This is a genomic window from Streptomyces phaeolivaceus (assembly GCF_009184865.1).
In the GTDB taxonomy this organism is placed as follows: Bacteria; Actinomycetota; Actinomycetes; order Streptomycetales; family Streptomycetaceae; genus Streptomyces; species Streptomyces phaeolivaceus.
The window spans coordinates 8565056-8587418 of record NZ_CP045096.1; the positions used below are offsets into that span (position 1 = coordinate 8565056).

General features: G+C 72.9%; 16 protein-coding genes. 11 read left to right on the forward strand and 5 right to left on the reverse strand.

Going from position 1 to position 22363, the window contains the following annotated elements:
• The first annotated feature begins 14 nt into the window (after window positions 1–14).
• Together F9278_RS39140 and F9278_RS39150 are read left to right on the forward strand one after the other, a co-directional pair.
• Window positions 15–1310, forward strand: coding sequence for a sensor histidine kinase (locus F9278_RS39140; RefSeq protein WP_404818981.1), 1296 nt, complete (start codon window positions 15–17; stop codon window positions 1308–1310).
• Between the two features lie 344 nt (window positions 1311–1654).
• A complete protein-coding gene (locus F9278_RS39150; protein WP_226967138.1) occupies window positions 1655–2491 on the forward strand; it encodes a hypothetical protein in 837 nt (278 codons plus the stop codon).
• Between the two features lie 36 nt (window positions 2492–2527).
• Here the strand turns inward: F9278_RS39150 and F9278_RS39155 are convergent, their stop codons facing one another.
• Window positions 2528–3556 (reverse strand): aldo/keto reductase, encoded by a 1029-nt coding sequence (locus F9278_RS39155; protein ID WP_152172530.1) that lies wholly within the window; start codon window positions 3554–3556, stop codon window positions 2528–2530.
• A gap of 125 nt (window positions 3557–3681) precedes the next feature.
• On the opposite strand from F9278_RS39155, the gene F9278_RS39160 reads away from it, so the two are divergent.
• On the forward strand, window positions 3682–4353 hold the full coding sequence (locus F9278_RS39160) for a response regulator (RefSeq protein ID WP_193241836.1): 672 nt from the start codon (window positions 3682–3684) through the stop codon (window positions 4351–4353).
• Window positions 4354–4522: 169 nt separating this feature from the next.
• On the opposite strand, the gene F9278_RS39165 is transcribed toward F9278_RS39160, so the two are convergent.
• Window positions 4523–5533, reverse strand: a complete 1011-nt coding sequence (locus F9278_RS39165; RefSeq protein WP_152172532.1) for a Gfo/Idh/MocA family oxidoreductase — start codon at window positions 5531–5533, stop codon at window positions 4523–4525.
• 129 nt (window positions 5534–5662) lie between these two features.
• Between F9278_RS39165 and F9278_RS39170 the strand changes: the two genes are divergently transcribed.
• From F9278_RS39170 to F9278_RS39190, 5 genes are all read left to right on the forward strand, one after another.
• Window positions 5663–6400, forward strand: a complete 738-nt coding sequence (locus F9278_RS39170) for a GntR family transcriptional regulator (RefSeq protein WP_193242083.1) — start codon at window positions 5663–5665, stop codon at window positions 6398–6400.
• Between the two features lie 159 nt (window positions 6401–6559).
• Window positions 6560–7705, forward strand: a complete 1146-nt coding sequence (locus F9278_RS39175) for an ROK family glucokinase (RefSeq protein WP_152172533.1) — start codon at window positions 6560–6562, stop codon at window positions 7703–7705.
• Window positions 7702–8283 (forward strand): sugar kinase, encoded by a 582-nt coding sequence (locus F9278_RS39180; protein WP_152172534.1) that lies wholly within the window; start codon window positions 7702–7704, stop codon window positions 8281–8283. Before F9278_RS39175 ends, F9278_RS39180 begins: the two co-directional genes overlap by 4 nt.
• Window positions 8284–8474: 191 nt before the next feature.
• The gene (locus F9278_RS39185) at window positions 8475–11333 is read left to right on the forward strand and encodes a DEAD/DEAH box helicase (RefSeq protein ID WP_152174393.1); all 2859 of its coding nucleotides are present in this window, start codon (window positions 8475–8477) and stop codon (window positions 11331–11333) included.
• Complete coding sequence (locus F9278_RS39190; RefSeq protein WP_404818982.1) at window positions 11330–13735, forward strand: SWIM zinc finger family protein; 2406 nt, start codon at window positions 11330–11332, stop codon at window positions 13733–13735. Before F9278_RS39185 ends, F9278_RS39190 begins: the two co-directional genes overlap by 4 nt.
• A gap of 59 nt (window positions 13736–13794) precedes the next feature.
• On the opposite strand, the gene F9278_RS39195 is transcribed toward F9278_RS39190, so the two are convergent.
• The 3 genes from F9278_RS39195 to F9278_RS39205 all read right to left on the reverse strand — a co-directional run bounded on the left by F9278_RS39195 (window position 13795) and on the right by F9278_RS39205 (window position 19244).
• Window positions 13795–15471: a LamG domain-containing protein gene (locus F9278_RS39195; protein WP_152172535.1), complete on the reverse strand. Its 1677-nt coding sequence runs from the start codon at window positions 15469–15471 to the stop codon at window positions 13795–13797.
• 148 nt (window positions 15472–15619) lie between these two features.
• Window positions 15620–16465, reverse strand: coding sequence for a hypothetical protein (locus tag F9278_RS39200; protein ID WP_193241837.1), 846 nt, complete (start codon window positions 16463–16465; stop codon window positions 15620–15622).
• A gap of 316 nt (window positions 16466–16781) precedes the next feature.
• Complete coding sequence (locus tag F9278_RS39205) at window positions 16782–19244, reverse strand: helix-turn-helix transcriptional regulator (protein ID WP_193241838.1); 2463 nt, start codon at window positions 19242–19244, stop codon at window positions 16782–16784.
• Between the two features lie 298 nt (window positions 19245–19542).
• On the opposite strand from F9278_RS39205, the gene pcaDC reads away from it, so the two are divergent.
• The 3 genes from pcaDC to F9278_RS39220 are packed head-to-tail and all read left to right on the forward strand — an operon-like array spanning window position 19543 to window position 22352.
• A complete protein-coding gene (gene pcaDC / locus F9278_RS39210; RefSeq protein WP_152172537.1) occupies window positions 19543–20844 on the forward strand; it encodes a bifunctional 3-oxoadipate enol-lactonase/4-carboxymuconolactone decarboxylase PcaDC in 1302 nt (433 codons plus the stop codon).
• Between the two features lie 40 nt (window positions 20845–20884).
• Complete coding sequence (locus tag F9278_RS39215; RefSeq protein ID WP_152174396.1) at window positions 20885–21520, forward strand: MBL fold metallo-hydrolase; 636 nt, start codon at window positions 20885–20887, stop codon at window positions 21518–21520.
• A gap of 52 nt (window positions 21521–21572) precedes the next feature.
• Window positions 21573–22352 (forward strand): exodeoxyribonuclease III, encoded by a 780-nt coding sequence (locus tag F9278_RS39220; protein ID WP_152172538.1) that lies wholly within the window; start codon window positions 21573–21575, stop codon window positions 22350–22352.
• Window positions 22353–22363 lie beyond the last annotated feature (11 nt).

Consider the following 22363-nt stretch of genomic DNA (forward strand, 5'->3'; position numbering starts at 1 on the left):
TAGATTTGTCGACCGTGAGAGCTGACAAGCCGGTGTCCGAGCCCCCGACCTTCCCGGGGCGGATGTCCGAGCCCCCGACCTTCCCGGGGCGGAGCTGGCTCCTGCCGTCGGCCCTGCTCGACCCCGACCCCGACCCCGGCCGGGACCCCGGCGACGGACGCCCCGGACGGCGGCCAGGCCGGACCGCGCGCGACTGGGTCGTCGACTTCACCTGCTTCCTGCTGGCCGTGTTCATCGGCCTCCTCGGCGCGGACACGGTCAGGAACGAGACCGATCTGCCGCAGGCCTTCGCCGTCTTCGACCAGGTCCTCGGCGCGCTCGCCTGCGCCGCCGTCTGGCTGCGCAGACGCTGGCCGGTCGGCCTCGCCGTGGCGATGGTCCCGGTCTGCTTCGTGTCCAACACCGCGGGCGGCGCCGGCCTCGTCGCCCTCTTCACCCTCACCGTGCACCGGCCCTTCCGGTACGTGGCCTGGATCGGCGGCGCCTCCCTCGTCCTGAACCCGCTGTTCTTCTGGCTGCGCCCCGACCCCGACATCAGCTACCTCTGGGCGGTCTTCCTCTCGGTGCTGCTCACCGCCGCGATGGTCGGCTGGGGCATGTTCGTACGCGCCAAGCGGCAGCTCCTGCTGAGCTTCCGGGACCGCGCCCGGCGCGCCGAGACCGAGGCCGCGCTCCGGGCCGAGCAGGCGCAGCGCCTCGCCCGCGAGGCCATCGCACGCGAGATGCACGACGTCCTGGCGCACCGCCTCACCCTGCTGAGCGTGCACGCGGGCGCACTGGAGTTCCGGCCCGACGCGCCCCGTCCCGAGATCGTCCGCGCGGCGGGCGTCATCCGGGAGAGCGCCCACGAGGCCCTCCAGGACCTGCGGGAGATCATCGGGGTCCTCCGGGCGGGCGAGCCCGACGACGCGGGCCGCCCCCAGCCGACGCTGGCCGCGCTCGACACCCTCGTCTCCGAGTGCCGCGAGGCGGGCATGAAGGTCGTCCTCGACCAGCGTGTCACCGACCGCGCCGCCGTCCCCACCTCCGCCGGCCGCACCGCCTACCGCATCGCCCAGGAGTGCCTGACCAACGCCCGCAAGCACGCCCCCGGCGCCGAGGTCACCGTCACCGTCGCGGGCGCCCCCGGCGACGGACTCACCGTCTCCGTACGCAACCCGGCACCCCCGGGCGAGGTCCCGCCCGTCCCCGGCTCCGGCCAGGGCCTCATCGGCCTCACCGAACGCGCCACGCTGGCCGGAGGCCACCTGGACCACGGCCCCGAGGACGGCGGCGGCTTCGGCGTACGGGCCCGGCTGCCCTGGCCCTGAACCCGGCTTCGGCGTGCGCGACGCCATCTCGTCCTCCATGATGGCCAGTTGACCCGTACGACACGGACGCCTCGGACGACGCGAGCGAGCCGTACGGCACAGCGCGCACGGCGAGCACGGCACCGCGCGCATGGTGAGTCTCGGGAGGGGACAGCAGCGTGAGTTTCGGGGGACGCAACCCGTATCAGCCGCCCTGGCAGCCGAGCGGAGGGCCGAACCCCCCGCCTCCACCCCGGGGACCGTACGTACCTCCCCAGCCGGGCCGGCCCCCGTACGGCCCGGACTCCCCGCTCCCGTACGGGCGTTACCCCAACGTCCCGCAGCCGCCCTCGCTCGTGCGGCGGATGCGGGAGGACGAATGGCCGCCGCTCCGGGAGTTCCTCGGCGGGCTCCGGCTGCACGGCTGTCTCTGGGCGCTGGCCGCGATGTGCGCGTGGCCGTTGGTGGTCGGCCTGCTGGTGGGCTACCCGCTGGCCCGCTCGGCCCGTCGTCCGGCCCGGCGGATCTTCCCCTCCCGCGCCCGCCACCGCCTCGTGGACGACGACGTGACACGGATGCATCGCCGGCGGGCCTGGACGGCCACCCTCATGTCCCTGCTGATCCTGGCCGTGTACGGCAAGTCCGAGGACGTCGACCAGGCGCAGCAGCAGTTCATGATGCGGCTGACGATCACCCCCTGGCTGCTGTTCCTGAGCGCGCCCGTGGTCGTCGCGGCCCTCTTCCGCTGGTCCTCGCCGACCGCGCGCCGGGCCATGCGCGCACCCCTGCGCACCGCCGGGAAATCGGCCCTCTGGTACGTCGGCGCCTTCACGACGGTGCCGCTGCTCGGCGGGGCGATCTACTACACCCGCACCTATCTGGCACCCGACATGAACCTCTGGGTGCCGCTCGCCCTGCTCGTGCCGCTGCTGTGGACGCTGCTCTTCATCGTCTTCGCCACCGGGCCCGCCGTGCGCAGCGCCTTCAACACCGCCGATGTGCACCCGGCGCTCCCGGCGCTGCTCACCGGCGCCCTGGTGTGGGAGTTCGCCGCCCTCAGCCTGGCCGTCGGCGGACTGCCGCCGGGCCCGCCGCTGGTCCAGCTCGCCGCCCTCGTCGGCGGCCCGGCCTCGGTGACCGCCGTCGCCTGGTGGGAGGTACGCCGGCTGCGCACCCGCCACGGGGTACGACTGCGCGCCTGACCGGGACCGGCCGCCTGACACGAACCGGCCGCGGGGTCACGCCGGGCGGGGCACCACGCGCTGCCCCGCCGACCCGTACACCCACGCCGACGCCTCGTCGATGAAGTCGCCCGGGAAACCCAGACGGAAATCGGTGGTCTCCTCCAGCCGGGCCAGCACCTCAGGGGGGAGCACCAGCCGGGCGGCGCCCAGGTTGTCCACCAGCTGCTCCACGCGGCGCGCGCCGACGATGGGGTGCACGGCGGGGGAGTGGGCCATGGTCCAGGCGATGGCGATCTGGGCCGGGGTCGCGCCCAGTTCGTCGGCGGCGCTCTGCACGGCCTCCGCGACCGCCCGCTCACGCTCCCCGACCGCCCCGACGGACAGCCGCGTCGCGGTGCCCGGCGCCGGCCCGCCCGGACGGGTGTACTTCCCGGACAGGACACCGTTCTGCAGCGGACTCCAGGCCGCCACCGACATCCCGAACGCCTCCGCCATCGGCAGCAGCTCCCGCTCGATGTCCCGGTTGAGCAGGCTGTACGGCACCTGGAGCGCCGACAGCGGCGACCAACCCCGCCACTCGGCAAGGGTGTTGGCCCGCGAGACCACCCACGCCGGGGCGTCCGAGATACCGACGTACAGCACCTTCCCCGACCGTACGGCGTCGTCGAGGGCGCGCATCGTCTCCTCGACCGGGGTGTTCCGGTCCCAGATGTGCACCCAGTAGATGTCGACGTAGTCCGTGCCCAGGCGGCGCAGGCTCGTCTCCAGGGACAGCGCGAGGTTCTTGCGGTGGTTGCCCGCGGCGTTGGGATCGCTGCTGTCACGGGAGACGGTGTACTTGGTGGACAGCACGAACCGGTCGCGGCGCCCCTTGAGCAGCTCGCCGACGATCCGCTCGCTCTCCCCGCCCCGGTAGTTGACCGCCGTGTCGATCACATTGCCGCCGGCCTCCGCGTACACGTCGAGGATCCGCGCGCACTCCTCCCGGGGCGCCCCCACCCCGCCCTGCTCCCCGAACGTCATGGCGCCCAGGAACAGCTCGGAGACGCGCAGCCCGGTCCGGCCCAGGAGTCGGTAACGCACCTGATTCCTCCGTCAGTTGAAAGCCGTACCGGCCGACACTAACGGGTGCGCCCACGACAACGCGGCGGTCCGGCCGAAGCGTCATTACGGTAGTGCTCCATGACCGACATCCGAACGGCCGACAGATGACCGCGATCCGACTGCTCCTCGTCGACGACGATCCCCTCGTGCGCGCCGGACTCTCCTTCATGCTGGGCGGCGCCGACGACATCGAGATCGTGGGCGAGGGCGCCGACGGCGACGAGGTGGACGCCCTCGTCGACCGCACGCGCCCCGACGTCGTCCTGATGGACATCCGGATGCCGACCGTCGACGGCCTCGCGGCCACGGAGCGGCTGCGCGCCCGCGCGGACGCGCCGCAGGTCGTCGTCCTCACCACCTTCCACGCCGACGACCAGGTCCTGCGCGCCCTGCGCGCGGGCGCCGCCGGTTTCGTCCTCAAGGACACCCCGCCCGCCGAGATCGTCGAGGCGGTACGGCGGGTCGCGGCCGGCGACCCCGTCCTCTCACCCGCCGTCACCCGCCAGTTGATGGCCCACGCCGCCGGCGCCACCGCCGACACCCGCCGCGCCACCGCCCGTTCCCGCGTCGCCGCCCTCAACGACCGCGAACGCGAGGTCGCCGTCGCCGTCGGCCGCGGCGCCTCCAACGCGGCGATCGCCGCCGAGCTCTTCCTGAGCGTCCCCACGGTCAAGACCCACGTCTCCCGGGTCCTCGCCAAACTCGGCCTCAACAACCGGGTGCAGATCGCTCTGTTGACTTACGACGCGGGGTTGCTCGACGAGCCCGACGGTTAGTCACGCGCGGGTGGGTGGTGCTTCCCGCGCAGTTCCCCGCGCCTCTGAAATGCAGGGGCTGCGCCCCTTGCTTTTCGCCCCTTGAGGGGCGCGGGGAACTGCGCGACCAGCCCCCACCCACCCGCAGCCGCGACACCACCCGACCCCCTCCCCAACCGCTCTCCTACTCCTACTCCCGGCCGCCCGCGATCTCCCCCAGATTCACCGGCCGATGCTCCAGCCGCGACAACTCGCACGCCTCCGCCACCCGCAACGCCTGCAACGCCTCCCGCCCGTCGCACGGATTCGCCCGCTCCCCCCGCACCACCTCCACGAACGCCCCGATCTCGGCCTCGTACGCGGACGCGAACCGCTCCAGGAACCCGGTCCACGGCTTGTCCGCCGCCGGCGGCCCACTCGGCTCCGTGGACGCGACCGGCGTACGGTCGTCCAGCCCGACCACCACGGTGTCCAGCTCCCCGGCCAGCTCCAGCCGCACGTCGTACCCGGCCCCGTTCACCCGCGCCGCCGTGGCCGTGACGAGCGTGCCGTCCTCCAGCGTGAGCACGGCCGCCGCCGTGTCGAGGTCGTGCGCCTCCCGGAACATCGGATGCCCGGCGTCCGACCCGGTCGCGTACACCGTGGCGACCTCCCGCCCGGTCACCCACCGCACGATGTCGAAGTCATGGATCAGACAGTCCCGGTAGATCCCGCCGGACACCGGCAGATACTCCGCAGGCGGCGGCGTCTGATCGGCCGTGAGCGCCCGTACGGTGTGCAGCCGCCCGAGCCGGCCCGCGCGCACCGCCTCCCGCGCGGTGACGTACCCGGAGTCGAAGCGCCGCTGGAAGCCCATCTGCAGCACCGTCCCGGCCGCGTCGACCTCGGTCAGCGCGCTTAAGGTGCCCGGCAGATCCACGGCGATGGGTTTCTCGCAGAAGACCGGCAGTCCCGAGCGTGCTGCCCGACCGATCAGTTCGCCGTGGGCCGCCGTCGCGGCCGTTATCACCACGGCGTCCACACCCCAGGTGAAGATCTCGTCCACGCCCGGCGCGACCGTCTCGCCGAGGCGATCCGCGAGGTCATGGGCCCGAGTCGTATCGACGTCCGTGATGATCAGAGAGCCGACATCACGGTGGCGGCTGAGGGTGGTCGCGTGAAACGTCCCGATGCGACCCGCCCCGATGAGTCCGATGCGCATGAGAAACAAAGTGGGGTCGCACCTGCCGCCGTGTCAATGGTTTGTCCGGACAACCGAACCACGCAACTTCCCGTCACCAGATACCGGGGCTACGCTCGGCCCGTGCCGAAACCAGAAGTGGATCCGACCGTGCCGCTCCAGCTCAGCGTCGACCGCAGCAGCCCGGTCCCGCTCTACTTCCAGCTGTCCCAGCAGCTGGAGGCGGCGATCGAGCACGGCGAGCTGACCCCGGGCAGCCTGCTGGGCAACGAGATCGAGCTGGCCGCACGCCTGGGCCTGTCCCGCCCGACCGTCCGCCAGGCCATCCAGTCCCTGGTCGACAAGGGCCTGCTCGTCCGCCGCCGCGGAGTGGGCACCCAGGTCGTCCACTCCCAGGTCAAACGCCCTCTGGAGCTCAGCAGCCTCTACGACGACCTGGAGGCCGCCGGCCAGCGCCCGGCCACCCGTGTCCTGGTCAACACCACCGTCGCGGCCTCCGCCGAGGTGGCCGCCGCCCTCGCCGTCGCGGAGGGCGGACAAGTCCACCGGATCGAGCGACTCCGTCTGGCCCACGGCGAGCCCATGGCCTACCTCTGCAACTACCTCCCCACCGACCTCCTCGACCTCGATTCCCCCCAGCTCGAAGCCACCGGCCTCTACCGCCTGATGCGCGCCGCCGGCATCACCCTCCACAGCGCCCGCCAGACCATCGGCGCGAAGTCGGCGACCCCGGAGGAGGCCGACCGCCTCGCCGAGCCCCCGAACGCCCCCCTCCTCACCATGCAACGCACCACCTTCGACGACACCGGCAGAGCGGTCGAACACGGCACCCACATCTACCGCGCGTCCCGCTATTCGTTCGATTTCCAGCTCCTGGTGAGGTCATAGGAGAGGGCACCTCCTGCTCTTGAGGGGCGTGGCCCCTGCTTTTCAGGGGCGCGGGGAACTGCGCGATCAGCCCCCACCGGACCCGCACCCGAAAAACAACCCATGGCACCCCCCGCCCCCACGGCGCACCAAGCGGAGCGCTAGGGCAGAATCGGCCCGATGAGCACTTACCGCGACTTCACCCACCGCGGCTCCGCGCGGGCCACCGTCCTGCGGACCGTGGGAACGCGCGAGCGCCGCTCCCATCTGACGGCCCCCCGCGTCCCCACCGTCGGCATCGACATCGGCGGTACGAAGGTGATGGCGGGCGTCGTGGACGCCGACGGCAACATCCTGGAGAAGCTCCGCACGGAGACCCCGGACAAGTCGAAGAGCCCCCAGGTCGTCGAGGACACCATCACGGAACTGGTCCTGGACCTCTCCGACCGGCACGATGTGCACGCCGTCGGCATCGGCGCCGCCGGCTGGGTGGACGCGGACCGCAACCGCGTGCTGTTCGCCCCCCACCTGTCCTGGCGCAACGAGCCGCTGCGCGACCGCCTCGCCGGCCGCCTCGCCGTGCCGGTCCTGGTGGACAACGACGCCAACGCCGCCGCCTGGGCCGAGTGGCGCTTCGGCGCCGGCCGCGACGAGGACCACCTGGTCATGATCACGCTCGGCACCGGAATCGGCGGCGCGATCCTGGAGGACGGCCAGGTCAAGCGCGGCAAATTCGGTGTCGCGGGCGAGTTCGGCCATATGCAGGTCGTGCCCGGCGGCCACCGCTGCCCGTGCGGCAACCGCGGCTGCTGGGAGCAGTACAGCTCGGGGAACGCCCTGGTCAGAGAGGCCCGCGAGCTGGCGGCGGCCGACTCCCCGGTGGCGTACGGGATCATCGAACACGTCAAGGGGAACATCGGCGACATCACGGGCCCGATGATCACCGAGCTGGCCCGTGAGGGCGACGCGATGTGCATCGAGCTGCTCCAGGACATCGGCCAGTGGCTCGGCGTCGGCATCGCCAACCTGGCCGCAGCCCTCGACCCGTCCTGCTTCGTCATCGGCGGCGGTGTCTCGGCCGCCGACGACCTGCTGATCGGCCCGGCCCGGGACGCCTTCCGCCGCCACCTCACCGGTCGTGGCTACCGTCCCGAGGCCCGTATCGCGCGTGCCCAGCTCGGACCCGAGGCCGGCATGGTGGGCGCCGCCGACCTCGCCCGGCTCGTCGCCCGCCGCTTCCGCCGCGCCAACCGGCGCAGAGTCGAGCGGTACGAGCGCTACGCGCGGTACGTGGAGGCCCGCCGCACCACCCAGGACTCCGCATGACCACCTCCGTCCCGCACCAGGGATCCTCGCCCGAGGAGCCGGAGCGGCCCGCCGAGGACCGCCGCCGCCGGATCCGCCGCCGGGCGATCACCCTGTCGATCATCGTGCTGCTCATCGGCGTACCCGCCGGCTATCTGGTGATCTCCGCCAACCAGAGCCGCGACAGCGGCAAGGACAAGGAGAAGAAGTACTCGGCGACCGGCCTCACCGCCCACTGGCCCTCCCGGGTCCAGCAGCGCCTCTACCAGGTGCCGATCCCGCCGTACTCCAAGCACGTCGCGTACTACGAGACGAACAACTGGAAGACCAGCCGTCTCTACGTGCAGTTCTATACGAGCAACGAGGGCCTGGAGAGCTTCCTCGACCAGATCGGCGCGGGCACGGCCGACCTGGACCACGACAAGATGGCCATCAACGCCCGCGACCGGGGGATCGTCGGCTGGGACTTCACCGGCTCCGGCCCCTGGTACGGCCTCGTCAGCGACCAGAAGAACCCCGCACCCACCCACGACGTCGTGGTGAACCGCACCAATCCGGACCATCCGATGGTGTACGTGGTGTCGCGAACCGTGCCCTGACCTGGCCCTGACCTGCTCGGACACCGCTCCGGACGGGCCCCTCGCCCGCTCCTCGGCACCGATTGTCAGACCCCGCCCGTAGAGTCGAAGGCAGCTGATCGAATCGACAGGCGTCGACGGGGTGTCGACCGGTGTCCATGAGTGTCGACGGACGCCCGCGGGCGTCCACGGGCGGGGAGGTGACCGGACATATGCGGGACATGGCTGTTCCCGGGGCCGACACGGCCGTCCCCGCGCGGGCGTCCGTCCCCGTCCGGCTGGCCGCCGTCTTCCTCCCGGCCCCGCTGCCCCGCCACGGCCGGTTCGCGTTCTGGGACCCGGCGGGCGGCGACCCGCCACCGGGCGCCACCGAGGACCTCACGGTCGTACGACCGCACGGCTCCGGAGCCCGCCGGGGCACCGTCCCCGCCGTGTACCTGACCGTCGGCGAGGCCCTGCCCCTGCTCACCCGCGCCCGGCGCGACCCGGCCGCCCACCCCGCCACGGCCTGCTGGGGTGCCGCCGCACTGCACGCGCTGCGTCTGACCGCCCGGGGGCGGCTGCTCCCGGGGCTGACCGCCGAGGGGTACGACGCCTGGCGGGCGGGACCGCTCGACCCGGACGACATCGCACACCTCAGAGCCGTCGCCGCGGCCCTGCCGTACGAGGGCCACGCCGTACCGCTGCCCGGCAAGGGGCCGCTCAGGCTGCCCGAGCCGGAGTCGCTGATGCGGTCCTTCCTGGACGCGGTCGCCGACACCCTGCCACGCGGCCCGGCCGCACCGTACGTCTCCGGGAAACCGTTCGCGGCCCACGCCGGACAGCGGCTCCCGCACGCGCGCGACTGGGCCGCCGAGGTCGCCGCAGGCATGGACGCGGGCGTCCGGATCTCCCTGCGCCTGGACCTGTCGGCGTTCGACCTCTTCGACGACGGCGAAGGCGCCCCGCGCGCGGGCGCGGCCGTCGTCCAGGTGCACAGCCTCGCCGACCCCACCCTCGTCGCCGACGCGGCGGCCCTGTGGGCGGGCGACGCGGAGGCGGCGTTCGGGCCCCGCGCCCGCGTGGACGCCGCCCTCGCCGTACGCCGCGCGGCCCGCGTCTGGCCGCCCCTGGACCGGCTCTCCGAGCAGGACGTCCCCGATGTCCTCGCCCTCTCCGAGGACGAGCTGTCCGATCTGCTGGGCGTCGCCGCCACCCGCCTCGGCGCCGCCGGGGTCGCCGTCCACTGGCCCCGGGACCTGGCCCACGACCTCGCCGCCCGCGCCGAGGTGCGCCCGGCGCCCGGCTCCGCCACGGACGGCACCGGCTTCTTCGAGAGCGAGGAACTGCTGCGCTTCCGCTGGCAGTTGGCACTCGGCGGAGACCCGCTCACCGAGGCCGAGATGGACACCCTCGCCGAGGCCCACCGCCCCATCGTCCGCCTGCGGGACCAGTGGGTCCTCGTCGACCCGGCCCTCGTCCGCAAGGCCCGCAAACGCGAACTGGGCCTGCTGGACCCGGTGGACGCCCTCTCCGTGGCCCTCACGGGCACCGCCGAGGTCGACGGGGAGACGGTGGAGGCGGTACCGATGGGCGCGCTGGCGACCCTGCGGGACCGTCTGACGGCCGGGATCGGCACCGTGGACCCACCCCCCGGCCTCCACGCCACCCTCCGCGACTACCAACTCCGGGGCCTGGCCTGGCTGGACCTCATGACCTCCCTCGGTCTCGGCGGCTGCCTCGCCGACGACATGGGCCTCGGCAAGACGATCACGGTCATCGCCCTGCACCTGCGCCGCGCCCGCTCCGACCCCACCCTGGTCGTCTGCCCCGCCTCCCTGCTGGGCAACTGGCAGCGCGAGATCACCCGCTTCGCCCCCGGCGTCCCCGTCCGCCGCTTCCACGGTCCCGACCGCACCCTGGACGACCCACGAGGCACCGAGGGCCCCGTGACCGGCGGCTTCGTCCTCACCACCTACGGCACCATGCGCTCGACGGCCGCCCAACTCGCCCAGCAGACGTGGGGCATGGTCGTCGCCGACGAGGCCCAGCACGTCAAGAACCCCTACTCGGCGACGGCGAAAGCCCTGCGCACCATCCCGACCCCCGCGCGCGTGGCCCTCACCGGCACCCCCGTCGAGAACAACCTCTCCGAGCTGTGGGCCCTCCTCGACTGGACCACCCCCGGGCTCCTCGGCCCTCTGAAGTCCTTCCGCGCCCGCCACGCCCGCGCCGTGGAGAACGGCGAGGACCAGGAGGCCGTCACCCGCCTCGCCCGCCTGGTCCGCCCCTTCCTCCTGCGCCGCAGGAAGTCCGACCCGGGCATCGTCCCCGAACTCCCGCCCAAGACCGAGACCGACCACCCCGTCCCCCTCTCCCGCGAACAGGCCGCCCTGTACGAGGCCGTGGTCCGCGAGTCGCTGCTCGCCATCGAGACGGCGGAGGGCATGGCCCGCCGGGGCCTCGTCCTGAAACTCCTGGGCGCCCTGAAGCAGATCTGCGACCACCCGGCGCTCTATCTGAAGGAGGAGCCGGGCACCGCCACCGGCGACCGGTTCGCCGCCCGCTCCGGCAAACTCGCCCTGCTGGACGAGCTGTTGGACACGCTCCTCTCCGAGGACGGCTCGGCCCTGGTCTTCACCCAGTACGTCGGCATGGCCCGGCTGATCACCGCACACCTCGCCGCCCGCGCGGTCCCCGTCGAACTGCTGCACGGCGGTACGCCCGTCAAGGACCGCGAACACATGGTGGACCGCTTCCAGAGCGGCGCGACCCCGGTCCTGATCCTGTCCCTGAAGGCGGCCGGCACCGGCCTCAACCTCACCCGCGCCGGCCATGTCGTCCACTTCGACCGCTGGTGGAACCCGGCCGTCGAGGAACAGGCCACCGACCGCGCCTACCGCATCGGCCAGACCCAGCCCGTCCAGGTCCACCGCCTCATCACCGAGGGCACCGTCGAGGACCGCATCGCCGAGATGCTGGAGTCCAAGCGCGCCCTCTCCGACGCCATCCTCGGCTCCGGCGAGACGGCCCTCACCGAGCTGACCGACCGCGAGCTGACCGACCTGGTGTCACTGCGGAGGTCGGCGTGAGCGGGGGCGCGGGGACCCCGGAGAGTGCGCGGCGGCGCGCGGAGGAGGCCGAGGGGGCCGGGGGCGAGGTCTCGGCGGTCGAGCGTCCGGCCGGGACGAGGGGGACGGACGTGTCCGGGGATGTGCGGAGGCGTGCGGAGGAGGGCGGACAGGCCGGGGACGCCGCCGCGGTCGTGGAGGCTCCGGCCGGGACGAGGGGGACGGACGAGCTGGGGGGTGCGGACGGGGCCGGGAACGCGGAAACAAGTGGGAGTGCGGACGGGCCGGATTCCGGTGCTGGGCTCCGGCCCGCCGATGTCGCCCGCCGGGCGTTGCGGGCGGCTCGGGAACGGGACCGGGACGGGACCGAGGCCGTTGACCACCAGGGTTCGGGCCCCGCGCCGGGGGCCGGGGAGTCGCAGCCGACGGAGGCATCCGGGACACGGACAGCCCCACAGCCCGCCGCCAGGCCGGGTGACGTGGCACGAGAAGCGCTGCGGAGGACTGGGGACCGCCCCTCCGCCGAGCCCGGTGACTCCCGGCCCGATGGCCTGCCCGACACCGCCGCTCCCCCCGTCGAGCCGAGCAGGCCCGCCGCCCGCCCCGGCGACATCGCCCGCGAGGCGCTGCGGGCCGCACGCGAGGCCGCCGGGCGTGCCCGAGCCGAGACGGAGGCCGCTCGTACCGAGGCTGGGGGCACTGGTGCCGAGGCCGCGGGCAAGCGAGACCGGACTCCGCGACGGACGACGCGGGGACGGGGCCCGGCATCGCTACGGGACCGTGCTTCGGGACGGGAGCCGACGGCGGGGCGGGAGTCGGCGGCGGGACGGGACCGGGCTTCGGGCAGCCGAGCCCACGAGGTACGCGAACTGCTCGCCGACGTCTTCAAGCCGCCCTCCGACGAACCGGAACCCGACGAGACCCCCACCGTGGCCCCGGCCGCCGCAAGGGACGGTGGCGGTCCGGCAGCGCCGGCTGGACCCCACGAGTCACCGCGACCTGGCGAGGACGCTCCCCGCGACCGCACGCCCCACGACCCTGCCGTTCCCGACCCGAAGTCCGCCCCCACCCCGCCCGGCGCCCCTCGACCGGCGCCCGCCCCCGACCCGGTGAACCCCCCGCGACCGGACACCACCCCCCGCGTCCCCCGCACCATGGCCGCCCCCTCCCGGGACGGTGAACTGCGGCGTACGTTCCGCCCGTTCCCGCCGCGCTCCTCCACCGGGGAGGCGTTCGCGGGGAGTTGGTGGGGCAACGCGTGGGTGACGGCGCTGGAGGAGGGCGCGTTGGACGCGGCGCGGCTGGCGCGCGGGCGGACGTACGCGGACAAGGGGCACGTGGACGCGATCACCGTGACACCGGGACAGGTTCTGGCGTACGTCCACGGAAGCAGGCCTCGGCCGTACCGGGTGCAACTGCGCCTGCGGACCCTGGACGACGACGAATGGGACCGCTTCCTGGACGCGGCGGCGGAACACCCGGGCCATATCGCAGCCCTGCTGGACAAGGAACTCCCGCACACGCTCGCCGCGAGCGGTGACCACGGCGTACGCCTGTTGCCCGGCGCCCGCGAGCTGGAACCCCGGTGCGGCTGCCCCGACTTCGGGCACCCCTGCAAGCACGCGGCGGCGCTCTGTTATCAGACGGCGCGCTTGCTGGACGAGGACCCGTTCGTGCTGTTGCTGCTGCGCGGCCGGGGCGAGCGGGAGCTGATCGACGCGCTGTCCCGGCGGAACGCGGCGCGGGCGGCGCGTGCCGCGCGGGAACGGGAACCCGCGCCGCTCCCCGGTGTCCCGGCCCGCGACGCCCTCGCCCCGCGCACCCTCCCGCCGCTGCCCGCCCCGCCGCCCCCGCCGCCGCACCCGGAACAGCCGCCGGTGTACCCGGGCGCGCCCGGCGGCCCGGACCCGTTCGCGCTGGACCAGCTGGCCACCGACGCCGCCGCCCGCGCGCACGCGCTGCTCACCACGGGACGCGACCCGGTGGCCGAACTGACGCTGTGGCAGGACGCGGTACGCCTCGCCGCCGCCCGCCCCGGCTCCGGTCTCACCGCCACCACCCGCGCCCTGTACGCCTCCCTGGCCGCCGCCACCGGCCGCACCCCCGCCGACCTGGCCCGCGCGGTCGCCGCCTGGCGCCAGGGCGGCCTCGAAGGGCTGGCCGTCCTGGAGGAACCCTGGGACCCGCCGGCCGGCCGCTTCGACCGCGCCCGCCCCCTTCTCCTCGCCGCCGACCTCCCGGCCTTCCGCCCCCGCCGCAACCACCTCACCCACCCCCACGGCCACGTCCAACTCCGCCTCGGCCGCGACGGCCTCTGGTACGCCTACGAGTCCGAACCGGGCCACGACGACTGGTGGCCCCGAGGCACCCCGGACCTCGACCCGGTCGGCGCGCTGACCGGACTGGGCACCACCGACGACTGAACCGACGGGGAGGGGCCCGGACGGTCCGGGCCCCTCCCTGGTGCGGTTCGGATCTTCCGTCAGGGCAGGGGGGCCGCGACGGTGATCCGGTCGGGGTACTCGCTCAGCAGCGGATCGGTGACGGATGCCGGGGCGTCGGTGTTCACCACGATCCGGTCGGTCATCCCGTCATAGACGGCCGAGACCTTGTAGGTCGTGGAGCCGTCGGGCGCGATCCGCTGGTAGGCGGCCGTGGTGATCTCCCGGACGTCCTCGGCGGTGAACGTGGGACTCTTCGCCGTGAGGGGGGTGGGCCAGCTCGACGGCGCCTCCCCGGCCTGGTCCTTCCAGTCGGTCGGCCTCTGCAGGTCGTCGATGTCGCCGGTGTAGTCCTTCGGGAAGATGATGACGGCCCCGACCTCGGGGTCCTCGAAGTACGCCAGCGCGCAGTTCTGCGCGGCCAGCACCTGCACCTGGGTCAGGGAGTCCGACAGCAGTCCCGAGGTCAGCGGGCCCTCCGGCACGGTGCACGCGGGCGCCGGCGTCGCCATGTCCGTGATCCGGGTGATCAGCATTCTCTCGCCGTACGTGGCGGCCAGCGGGTCGGTGACCGAGGCCGGGGCCTGCGTCTCGACCAGCATCCGGTCCGTCATCCCGTCGAAGTGGACGTTCACGGCGTACGTCGGGTCGCCCTCGGGCTGTATCGCCTTGTAGACCTCCTGCTCCGCGTCGATGACGTCGTCGTAGGTGAACCTCAGACTCTTCGCGGTGGTGGGGGTGACCCAGCTGGTCGGTGTCTGACCGTTGGAGTCGGTCCAGCCCGGCGGGTGTTCCAGGTTGTCGATGTCGCCGGTGTGGTCCTTGGGGAAGATGATGACCGGGCCGATGTCGGGGTCCTCGAACGCGGAGATCCCGCCGTTGTGGCTGGCCAGGGCCTGGGTCTGCTCCCAGTCCCGGGCGCGCTGGGTCGATCTCTCCGCGACCTGGGACGCGGAGAGTGCCCTGTCGTAGATGCGGAAGTCCCGCATCCGGCCCTTGAAGTACTTGTCGTTGGCGTAGAGCGACCGGCCGATGTAGTTCGCGGTGGTGGTCCCGCCGCCGATCGCGCCCGGCGTGATGGTGACGTTGGTCTTGCGGGCCTTCTCCACACCGTCCTCGTACAGGATGCCCGTCTGGCCGGTCTGGGTGTACGTCACCTGCTTCCAGGTGCCGCGGGCCAGCTGGTAGGAGGAGTCCGCGGGCTTGATGTCCTGCTTGGCGGTGTAGTCGGTCAACGACAGCGAGGTACGCAGGCCGTTGCCGGTGGTGAACAGGTAGCCGTTGCCGTTGCTGCCGCTCGTGTTGCCGAGCCCGTAGAACATGTAGGGCGTGCCCATGTCCTGGTCGATCAGCACCTCGAACGAGACGGTGATCGAGTTGAGCCCGGCCATGATGTTGTTGGGCACTTTGACGTAGGTGTTGGAGCCGTTGAACGACAGGCCCGCGCCGTCCCAGTCGACGGTGCCGTTGACCTGGCCGTCGTGGTTGTGGCCCGAGGAGTCCTGCGCGACCGTGCCGGACCATTCGTCCAGCTTGTAGCGCAGAACCAGACCGTCGGTGTCCTCGGCCTGCGCCTGGGTGGCGGTCGTCAGCGCTCCGGCGCCGGCGACCAGCGCGAGGGAGAGCGAGGCGAACAGGCCGGCCCGGAGCCGGCGTCGGAGCGGGGCGCCCGTCGCAACCCTCAGCCCTGAGTCGTCGTGTCTCAGCAAGTGCCGCATGTGCTGTCCTTCATGTCGGAGTGAGACGTCTCACGGTGTCGATATGTGCCGGTGGGGAGCTCCGAGCGGGCTTCCCCGGGGTGCGCCCGTCGTCGTGGCGCCGGTTGCCCCGGCCGATGGCGGCCGGAGTCCTCGTGGAGGGGCATGGTCACCGCCTGCACCGGTTGGACGGCAGGCAGGACCGGGTCCACAGGTTCGCCGCGAGCGGGGGGATGTTCAGGCTCGAGGTGGAGGTGAAGTTGGAGCCCGGGTCGTTGTTCGGCCGGTAGGTGCTCGTCCCGGCCGCCAGCGCTTCCGCGTGCCGGTTGTTCCCCACGAAGCGGTCGTACCTGAACGTGATGGACCGTGTGTCGATCAGCCCGTTGGTGTGCCGCGCCGTCATGCGGTAGACGTTGGCGCCGATGATCGCCTCGGGCCGGATGCGGTTGACGTAGGCCCACTCGTCCTGGGAGGCGTAGTGGTTGTACAGGGACGAGTTCCCTCGGATCTGGTCGGGGATGTACACCGCGTTTCTCGCCATGGCGGTGTCGATCAGGTAGATGTACGTGTCCGCGGTCACCGTCCCGCTGTTCTGGCAGGTTCGCTGGAGCGTCTGGCCGCGGAGGAACGCATAGCGCAGGGTGGTCGTGCAGACCGGGATCCTCGCCGAGGCCTCCAGGTTGCGCAGGCCCTGGCTCCGTGCGAACGGAACGGCCACGGACAGCGTGCCCGTCGTCGAGATGTAGTTGCTGTTTCCGGCCCGGTCGCCCTGGACGTGCTGCACGACGTTGTCGTTGGGGCCGCGGGAACGGAAGCCGGTCTGGAAGATCGCGAACGGCGTGCGGGAGTCTCCGCGGTACACGGTCCTCGGGAACGCCCGCTGATTGAGCAGGCCCGAGTTGATCAGGACCGGGCAGGTCGAGTTCCCGCCCCCCGAGCTGCTGCCTCCCGGGCAGTCGGTGACGTTGGCCGCCTGGGCCGGTCCGGCCGACAGCAGGGTCTGGAGCAGTGTCATCACGACGGCCACCACGAGGGTCGCCGCGAGCGGGGCTCTGCCCTTTCCGATCTTCCGGGTCCTGCGGGGTCTCGCTCGTTCACTCGGGTGCGCTGAGGGTCGCTTGAACATGGGTTCTCCTGGCTGAACAGGGGCGCTGGTGTGAGTACGCGGTGATACGAGAGGGAGGGTGTGTCCGCACCGGTGAGGGGGCCTGCGGCCGACAGCCCGGCGGGCTCGTGGCTGTGGCAGGCCGGTGCCACCCGTTCGTGGGGTGACGCCGTGGTGCGCCGTCACGGGGTGAAGGGTGACCGAGGGGGTGGCCCCGGCGCATGCGTCATTCGGACGGGTCGGGTACCTGATTCGCCGCCCACCAGGTCGCGATCTGGGCGCGCCGCCCGTGGCCGAGCTTGGCGAGGATGTTCCGCACATGCCCGCCGACCGTGCGGGGGGAGAGCACGAGCGCGGCGGCGATCTGCCGGTTGGTCATGCCCTGGGCCACCATCGCGGCCACTTCCCGCTCGCGGCGGGTCAAGGGGCCGGCGGCGGCTCCCGTCACGGGTGACCCGGTGTCGGCGCGCGTGCCGGTGCCGGTGCCCGTGTCGGCGTCGTCGGCCAGGGCGTAGGCGGCGGCCTGGGCGAGGCTGTCGTGGCGTTCGCCGTCGGCGAGGGCCCTCTCGAACGCGGCCGGGCCCAGGGCTTCGAGGACGGCCTGTTCGCAGCGCGTGTGGTACGCGACCTTGTGGGGGCCGAAGACGGAGAGGGTGGTGCCGATGTGCCGCCACATGGCCCGTGCGGTGCCCAGCAGACGTCCCGCCCGCCGATGGTCGCCCCGGGAGGCCGCGACCCAGGCGAGCGCCTCCAGCATCAGGGCCACGCCGAGGTGGTCACCGAAGCTCAGATAGATCGTGAGCCCGGCCCGGAACCGTGCCGTGCCCTCCTCCGGATCGCCGCACACCCAGGAGGCGAGGCCCAGGGCACCCAGCGCGTGGGCGAGGCCCTCGCGTTCACCGCGGGCCTCCGCCAGAGCGACCGCCCGCAGGCCCGTCTCCCGCGCACGGGGGTCTTCGAGGTAGGCCCGCGCGACGGTCAGCTGAAACAGGCTGAAGACCGCCCCGGCTCCCCCGGCCCCACCGGCCTCACCGGCTCCCCCGGCCCCATCGGGTCCTCCGGGTCCCGCGACTGCTCCGGGTCCTCCGGGCCCTGTGCCGCCACCGCGTCCCCCGGGGCTCGCGACTCCTCCGGGCGCCCCGGGTCCCGCGACACCCCTGGTTCCCCCGGCTCCCGCGGCCGCCCCGCTGTCCTGTGCGACCGCGCGCTCGCACAGGGACACCGCCTCTTCCGGCCGGCCCTGGAACAGCGCCGAGGTGCCGCGCAGGCCCATCACCAGGGTGCGTATCGCGGGGTCGTCCAGTTGCCGGCTCAGCTCGTCGGCCTCGGCCAGCCGTCGGTCGGCCGTCTCGTGGTCGCCCTGGAGCAGGGCCACCCAGGCGGCGACCCACAGTGCCCAGGCGCGGGCGGCGGTGGGCTCCGGCGCGGCCGTGAGCGCCTGGTCGAGCCGCCGTCGCCCTTCGCCGAGGAAACCGCCGACGCACCAGTGGAAACGCAGGGCCGCCGCCAGAGCCAGTTCACCCTGTGGATCACCTCCGTGATCCAGTGCCGCGAGCAGATTGCTGTGCTCGGCGCGCAACCGGACCCTTGCCTGTTCCTGGCGGGGCCCCCAGGCGGACAGGCCGGCGAGGTGGAGGCAGAAGCCGCGGTGCCGGCGGAGCACCCGCTGTTCCTCGGCGGACTCCGCGAGCCGCGCTCTGCCGTACTGGCGGATGGTCTCCAGCAGCCGGTAGCGCGGCAGCCCCTCTTCCTCGGTGGGCAGGACCACGGACTGGGCGACCAGCCCGTCCAGCAGGTCCAGCACCTCGTGCCGGTCGATGCCGTCCCCCGAGCAGACGTCCTCGGCCCCGTCCAGGCAGAAACCGCCCGAGAACACCGACAGCCGGTTCCACAGCAGCCGTTCGGCGGGGGAGCACAGCTCGTAACTCCAGTCGATCATCGCCCGCAGGGTGCGCTGCCGGGGGAGCGCGGTCCTGCTGCCCCCGGTGAGCAGCGCGAAACGGTCCTCCAGCCGGTCGATCGTCTGATCGACGGTCAGCGTCCGCAGCCGGGACGCCGCCAGCTCGATCGCCAGGGGCAGCCCTTCCAGATCCGTGCAGAGCCGGAACGCCCCGGCCCGGTTCGCCTCCGTGATCCGCAGCTCCGGCCGTACGGCGGCGGCCCGGTCCCGCAGCAGTTCGATCGCCTCGTCGGGTACCGACAGGGGCGGTACGACAAGGGTGTGCTCGCCCACGATGCCCAGGGACTGGCGGCTCGTGGCCAGGATGCGCAACCCGGCGGCGGCGGACAGCAGGGTGTCCGCCAGCTCGGCGCAGGCGTGGATCAGATGTTCGCAGTTGTCCAGCACGATCAGGGTCCGGCGCCCGGACAGATGTCTCGTGAGCTGGTCGACGGTGGACCGGGCACTCCGGTCCGGCACGCCCAGGGCGACCGCGGTCGCGTCGGCCACGGTCGAGGGATCCCGCACCGGAGCGAGATCGACCAGCCACACCCCGTCCGGGAACGCCTTCCTGGACGCGGCGGCCACCTCCAGCGCCAGCCGCGTCTTGCCCACCCCGCCCATGCCGACGAGCGTCAGCAACCGCGTCGTGCCCAGCAGACGACGGACGTCGGCGAGGTCACGCCGCCTGCCCACGAAGCTGGTCAGGGCCACCGGCAGGTTGCCCGCCTCCGAGATCAAGCTGGTCACTCCCGCTCTCACCTCCCGTCTCGTACACAGCGCCGAACACGGACCACGCACACGTGCCGTCGACCCGGACAGAAGCTCCGCAGCACGCACAGATTAGCCACAGCGCCATAGACATGGTCAAAATGCCGCTGGTCACATGGCCGCACCCGGCACACCGCGAAGACGACGGGGGCGTCGGCCGCCGGTATGTGAAGGCCGCTGCCAAGGATCTTCGCGAGGCTGCCACAACAGGGGACGGACTGCACGGAGTTCCGCCCCAAGCGCGTGGGAAATCGTGAGATGTGGAAGTGTGAGCCGGGTGAGTGAGAGTACGCCCAGCAGCATCCTGCAATACCGCTTTGACGGGCCGGAAGAGGCGCCAGTCCTGATCCTGGGCCCTTCGCTCGGTACGACATGGCACATGTGGGACCGCCAGATCCCAGAACTGACCAAACAGTGGCGGATCTTCCGCTTCGATCTGCCGGGCCACGGTGGCGCGCCCGCGTACCCCGGTGGGTCGGTCACCGAGTTGGCGGCGCGGCTGCTGGCCACGCTCGACGCCGTCGGTGTGCAGCGGTTCGGGTACGCGGGATGCGCGCTCGGTGGTGCCATCGGTGCCGAGCTCGCGCTGCGTCATCCCGAACGTCTCGCCTCGCTCGCGCTGATCGCGGCCTCGCCCCGCTTCGGGACGGCCGACGAGTTCCGTCAGCGCGGGGTGATCGTACGGACCAACGGCCTCGACCCGATCGCCCGTACGTCCCCGGACCGCTGGTTCACCGGCGGGTTCGCGGCGGCGCAGCCCGCGATCACCGAGTGGGCCGTGCAGATGGTCCGCACCACCGACCCCGGCTGCTACATCGCCGCCTGCGAGGCACTCGCCTCCTTCGACGTGCGCGCCGAGCTGGGCCGTATCGGGGTCCCCACGCTCGTCCTCGTCGGCTCGGACGACCAGGTCACCGGCCCCGCGGAGGCCCGTACGCTGGTCGCGGGCATCCCGGACGCCCGGCTCGCCGTCGTCCCGGGCGCCTCGCATCTCGTGCCGGTCGAGCAGCCCGCCGCCGTCACCGACCTCCTCGTCCGCCACTTCTCCACCGCCTGGCAGCCCGCCTACGACTCCACCACCGGCCAGGTCGCCATCCCGGCGGCCCCGGTCAAGCCGGCGCTGGCCGCCGTGCCGCCGCAGACCGGACCGGTGGCCGAGATCGCCCCGGCCGCCGCCCAGCCCGAGGCGCTGGGCAGACCGGACCCGTACGACGCCGGGCTGAAGGTCCGACGCGAGGTGCTAGGTGACGCGCACGTCGACCGGGCGCTGGCCTCGGCGGACGAGTTCTCCGGCGACTTCCAGGAGTTCATCACCCGCTACGCCTGGGGCGAGATCTGGAACCGGCCCGGCCTCGACCGCCGCTCCCGCAGCTGCGTCACGCTCACCGCGCTGGTCGCCGGCGGTCACCAGGACGAACTCGCCTTCCACACCCGGGCCGCCCTCCGCAACGGCCTCACCCCGAACGAGATCAAGGAAGTCCTCCTCCAGGCCGCCGTCTACTGCGGGGTCCCGGCCGCGAACAGCGCGTTCCGGGTGGCCCAGCAGGTCATCCGCGAGGAGACCACCCCCGAGGAGTGAGCCGCAGGCCGGTCACCGGGGGCAGGATGGATCCATGACCATCAAGCTCACGAAGAAGTCGCACGCCTGCGTCCGTCTGGAGAAGGACGGGCGCACGCTCGTCATCGACCCGGGCGGGTTCAGCGAGGAGGACGCCGCGCTCGGCGCGGACGCCGTGCTGGTCACCCACGAGCACGCCGACCACTTCGACGAGGGACGGCTGCGCGCGGCCCTGGAGGGCAACCCGGCCGCCGAGATCTGGACTCTGGCGGCCGTCGCCGAGAAGATCTCCGCCGCCTTCCCGGGCCGGGTGCACACCGTCGGCCACGGCGACACGTTCACCGCCGCCGGGTTCGACGTGCAGGTCCACGGCGAACTGCACGCCGTCATCCACCCGGACATCCCGCGCATCACCAACGTCGGTTATCTCGTCGACGGCGGCCGGGTCTTCCACCCCGGCGACGCCCTCACCGTCCCCGGCCACCCCGTGGAGACGCTGATGCTCCCCGTCATGGCCCCCTGGAGCAAGATCTCCGAGGTCATCGACTATGTCCGCGAGGTCGGGCCGCAGCGCGCGTACGACATCCACGACGCCCTCCTCACCGACCTCGCCCGCCCCATCTACGACCGCCAGATCGGCGCCCTGGGCGGCGCGGAGCATCTGCGGCTGGCCCCCGGCACCTCGGCCGACCTCTGACCGGCGACCGGGCCGGACGGCGTTGTCGTACCCGCCCGGTAGGTTGTGAGGCATGCGCATCGCGACCTGGAACGTGAACTCGATCACCGCCCGCCTCCCGAGGCTCCTGGCCTGGCTGGAGAGCAGCGGCACGGACGTGCTCTGCCTCCAGGAGGCCAAGATCGCCGAGGACGCCTTCCCGCTCGACGCCCTGCGCGAGGCGGGCTACGAGGCGGCCGTGCACGCGACGGGCCGGTGGAACGGCGTGGCGGTGATCTCCCGCGTCGGTCTGGAGGACGTGGTCAAGGGCCTGCCCGGCGATCCCGGCTACGACGGCGCCGTGGAGCCCCGCGCGATCTCCGCCACCTGCGGCCCGGTCCGCGTCTGGTCGGTGTACGTGCCCAACGGCCGCGAGGTCGACCACCCGCACTACGCGTACAAGCTCCAGTGGTTCGAGGCCCTGAAGGCGGCCGTCGCCGGTGACGCGTCCGGCGACCGCCCCTTCGCCGTCCTGGGCGACTACAACGTGGCGCCGACGGACGACGACGTGTTCGACGTCGCCGCCTTCGAGGGCCTCACCCATGTCACCCCCGCCGAGCGCGCCGCCCTCGCCGCCCTGCGCGAGGCCGGCCTCTCCGACGTCGTCCCCCGCCCCCTCAAGTACGACCACCCCTACACCTACTGGGACTACCGCCAGCTCGCCTTCCCGAAGAACCGTGGCATGCGCATCGACCTCGTCTACGGCAACGAGGCGTTCGCCAAGGCGGTGACCGACTCGTACGTGGACCGCGAGGAGCGCAAGGGCAAGGGCGCGTCGGACCACGCGCCGGTCGTGGTGGACCTGGAGGTGTAGCTCCCCCTGAT

What these genes read in the sequence shown, in the direction of transcription:
- F9278_RS39150 (WP_226967138.1), top strand. Translation starts at nt 1,655, where the DNA reads ATGCGGGAGGACGAATGGCCGCCGCTCCGGGAGTTCCTCGGCGGGCTC.
- F9278_RS39160 (WP_193241836.1), top strand. Translation starts at nt 3,682, where the DNA reads ATGACCGCGATCCGACTGCTCCTCGTCGACGACGATCCCCTCGTGCGC.
- F9278_RS39165 (WP_152172532.1), bottom strand. Translation starts at nt 5,533, where the DNA reads ATGCGCATCGGACTCATCGGGGCGGGTCGCATCGGGACGTTTCACGCG.
- F9278_RS39175 (WP_152172533.1), top strand. Translation starts at nt 6,560, where the DNA reads ATGAGCACTTACCGCGACTTCACCCACCGCGGCTCCGCGCGGGCCACC.
- F9278_RS39180 (WP_152172534.1), top strand. Translation starts at nt 7,702, where the DNA reads ATGACCACCTCCGTCCCGCACCAGGGATCCTCGCCCGAGGAGCCGGAG.
- F9278_RS39185 (WP_152174393.1), top strand. Translation starts at nt 8,475, where the DNA reads ATGCGGGACATGGCTGTTCCCGGGGCCGACACGGCCGTCCCCGCGCGG.
- F9278_RS39195 (WP_152172535.1), bottom strand. Translation starts at nt 15,471, where the DNA reads ATGCGGCACTTGCTGAGACACGACGACTCAGGGCTGAGGGTTGCGACG.
- F9278_RS39200 (WP_193241837.1), bottom strand. Translation starts at nt 16,465, where the DNA reads ATGACACTGCTCCAGACCCTGCTGTCGGCCGGACCGGCCCAGGCGGCC.
- F9278_RS39220 (WP_152172538.1), top strand. Translation starts at nt 21,573, where the DNA reads ATGCGCATCGCGACCTGGAACGTGAACTCGATCACCGCCCGCCTCCCG.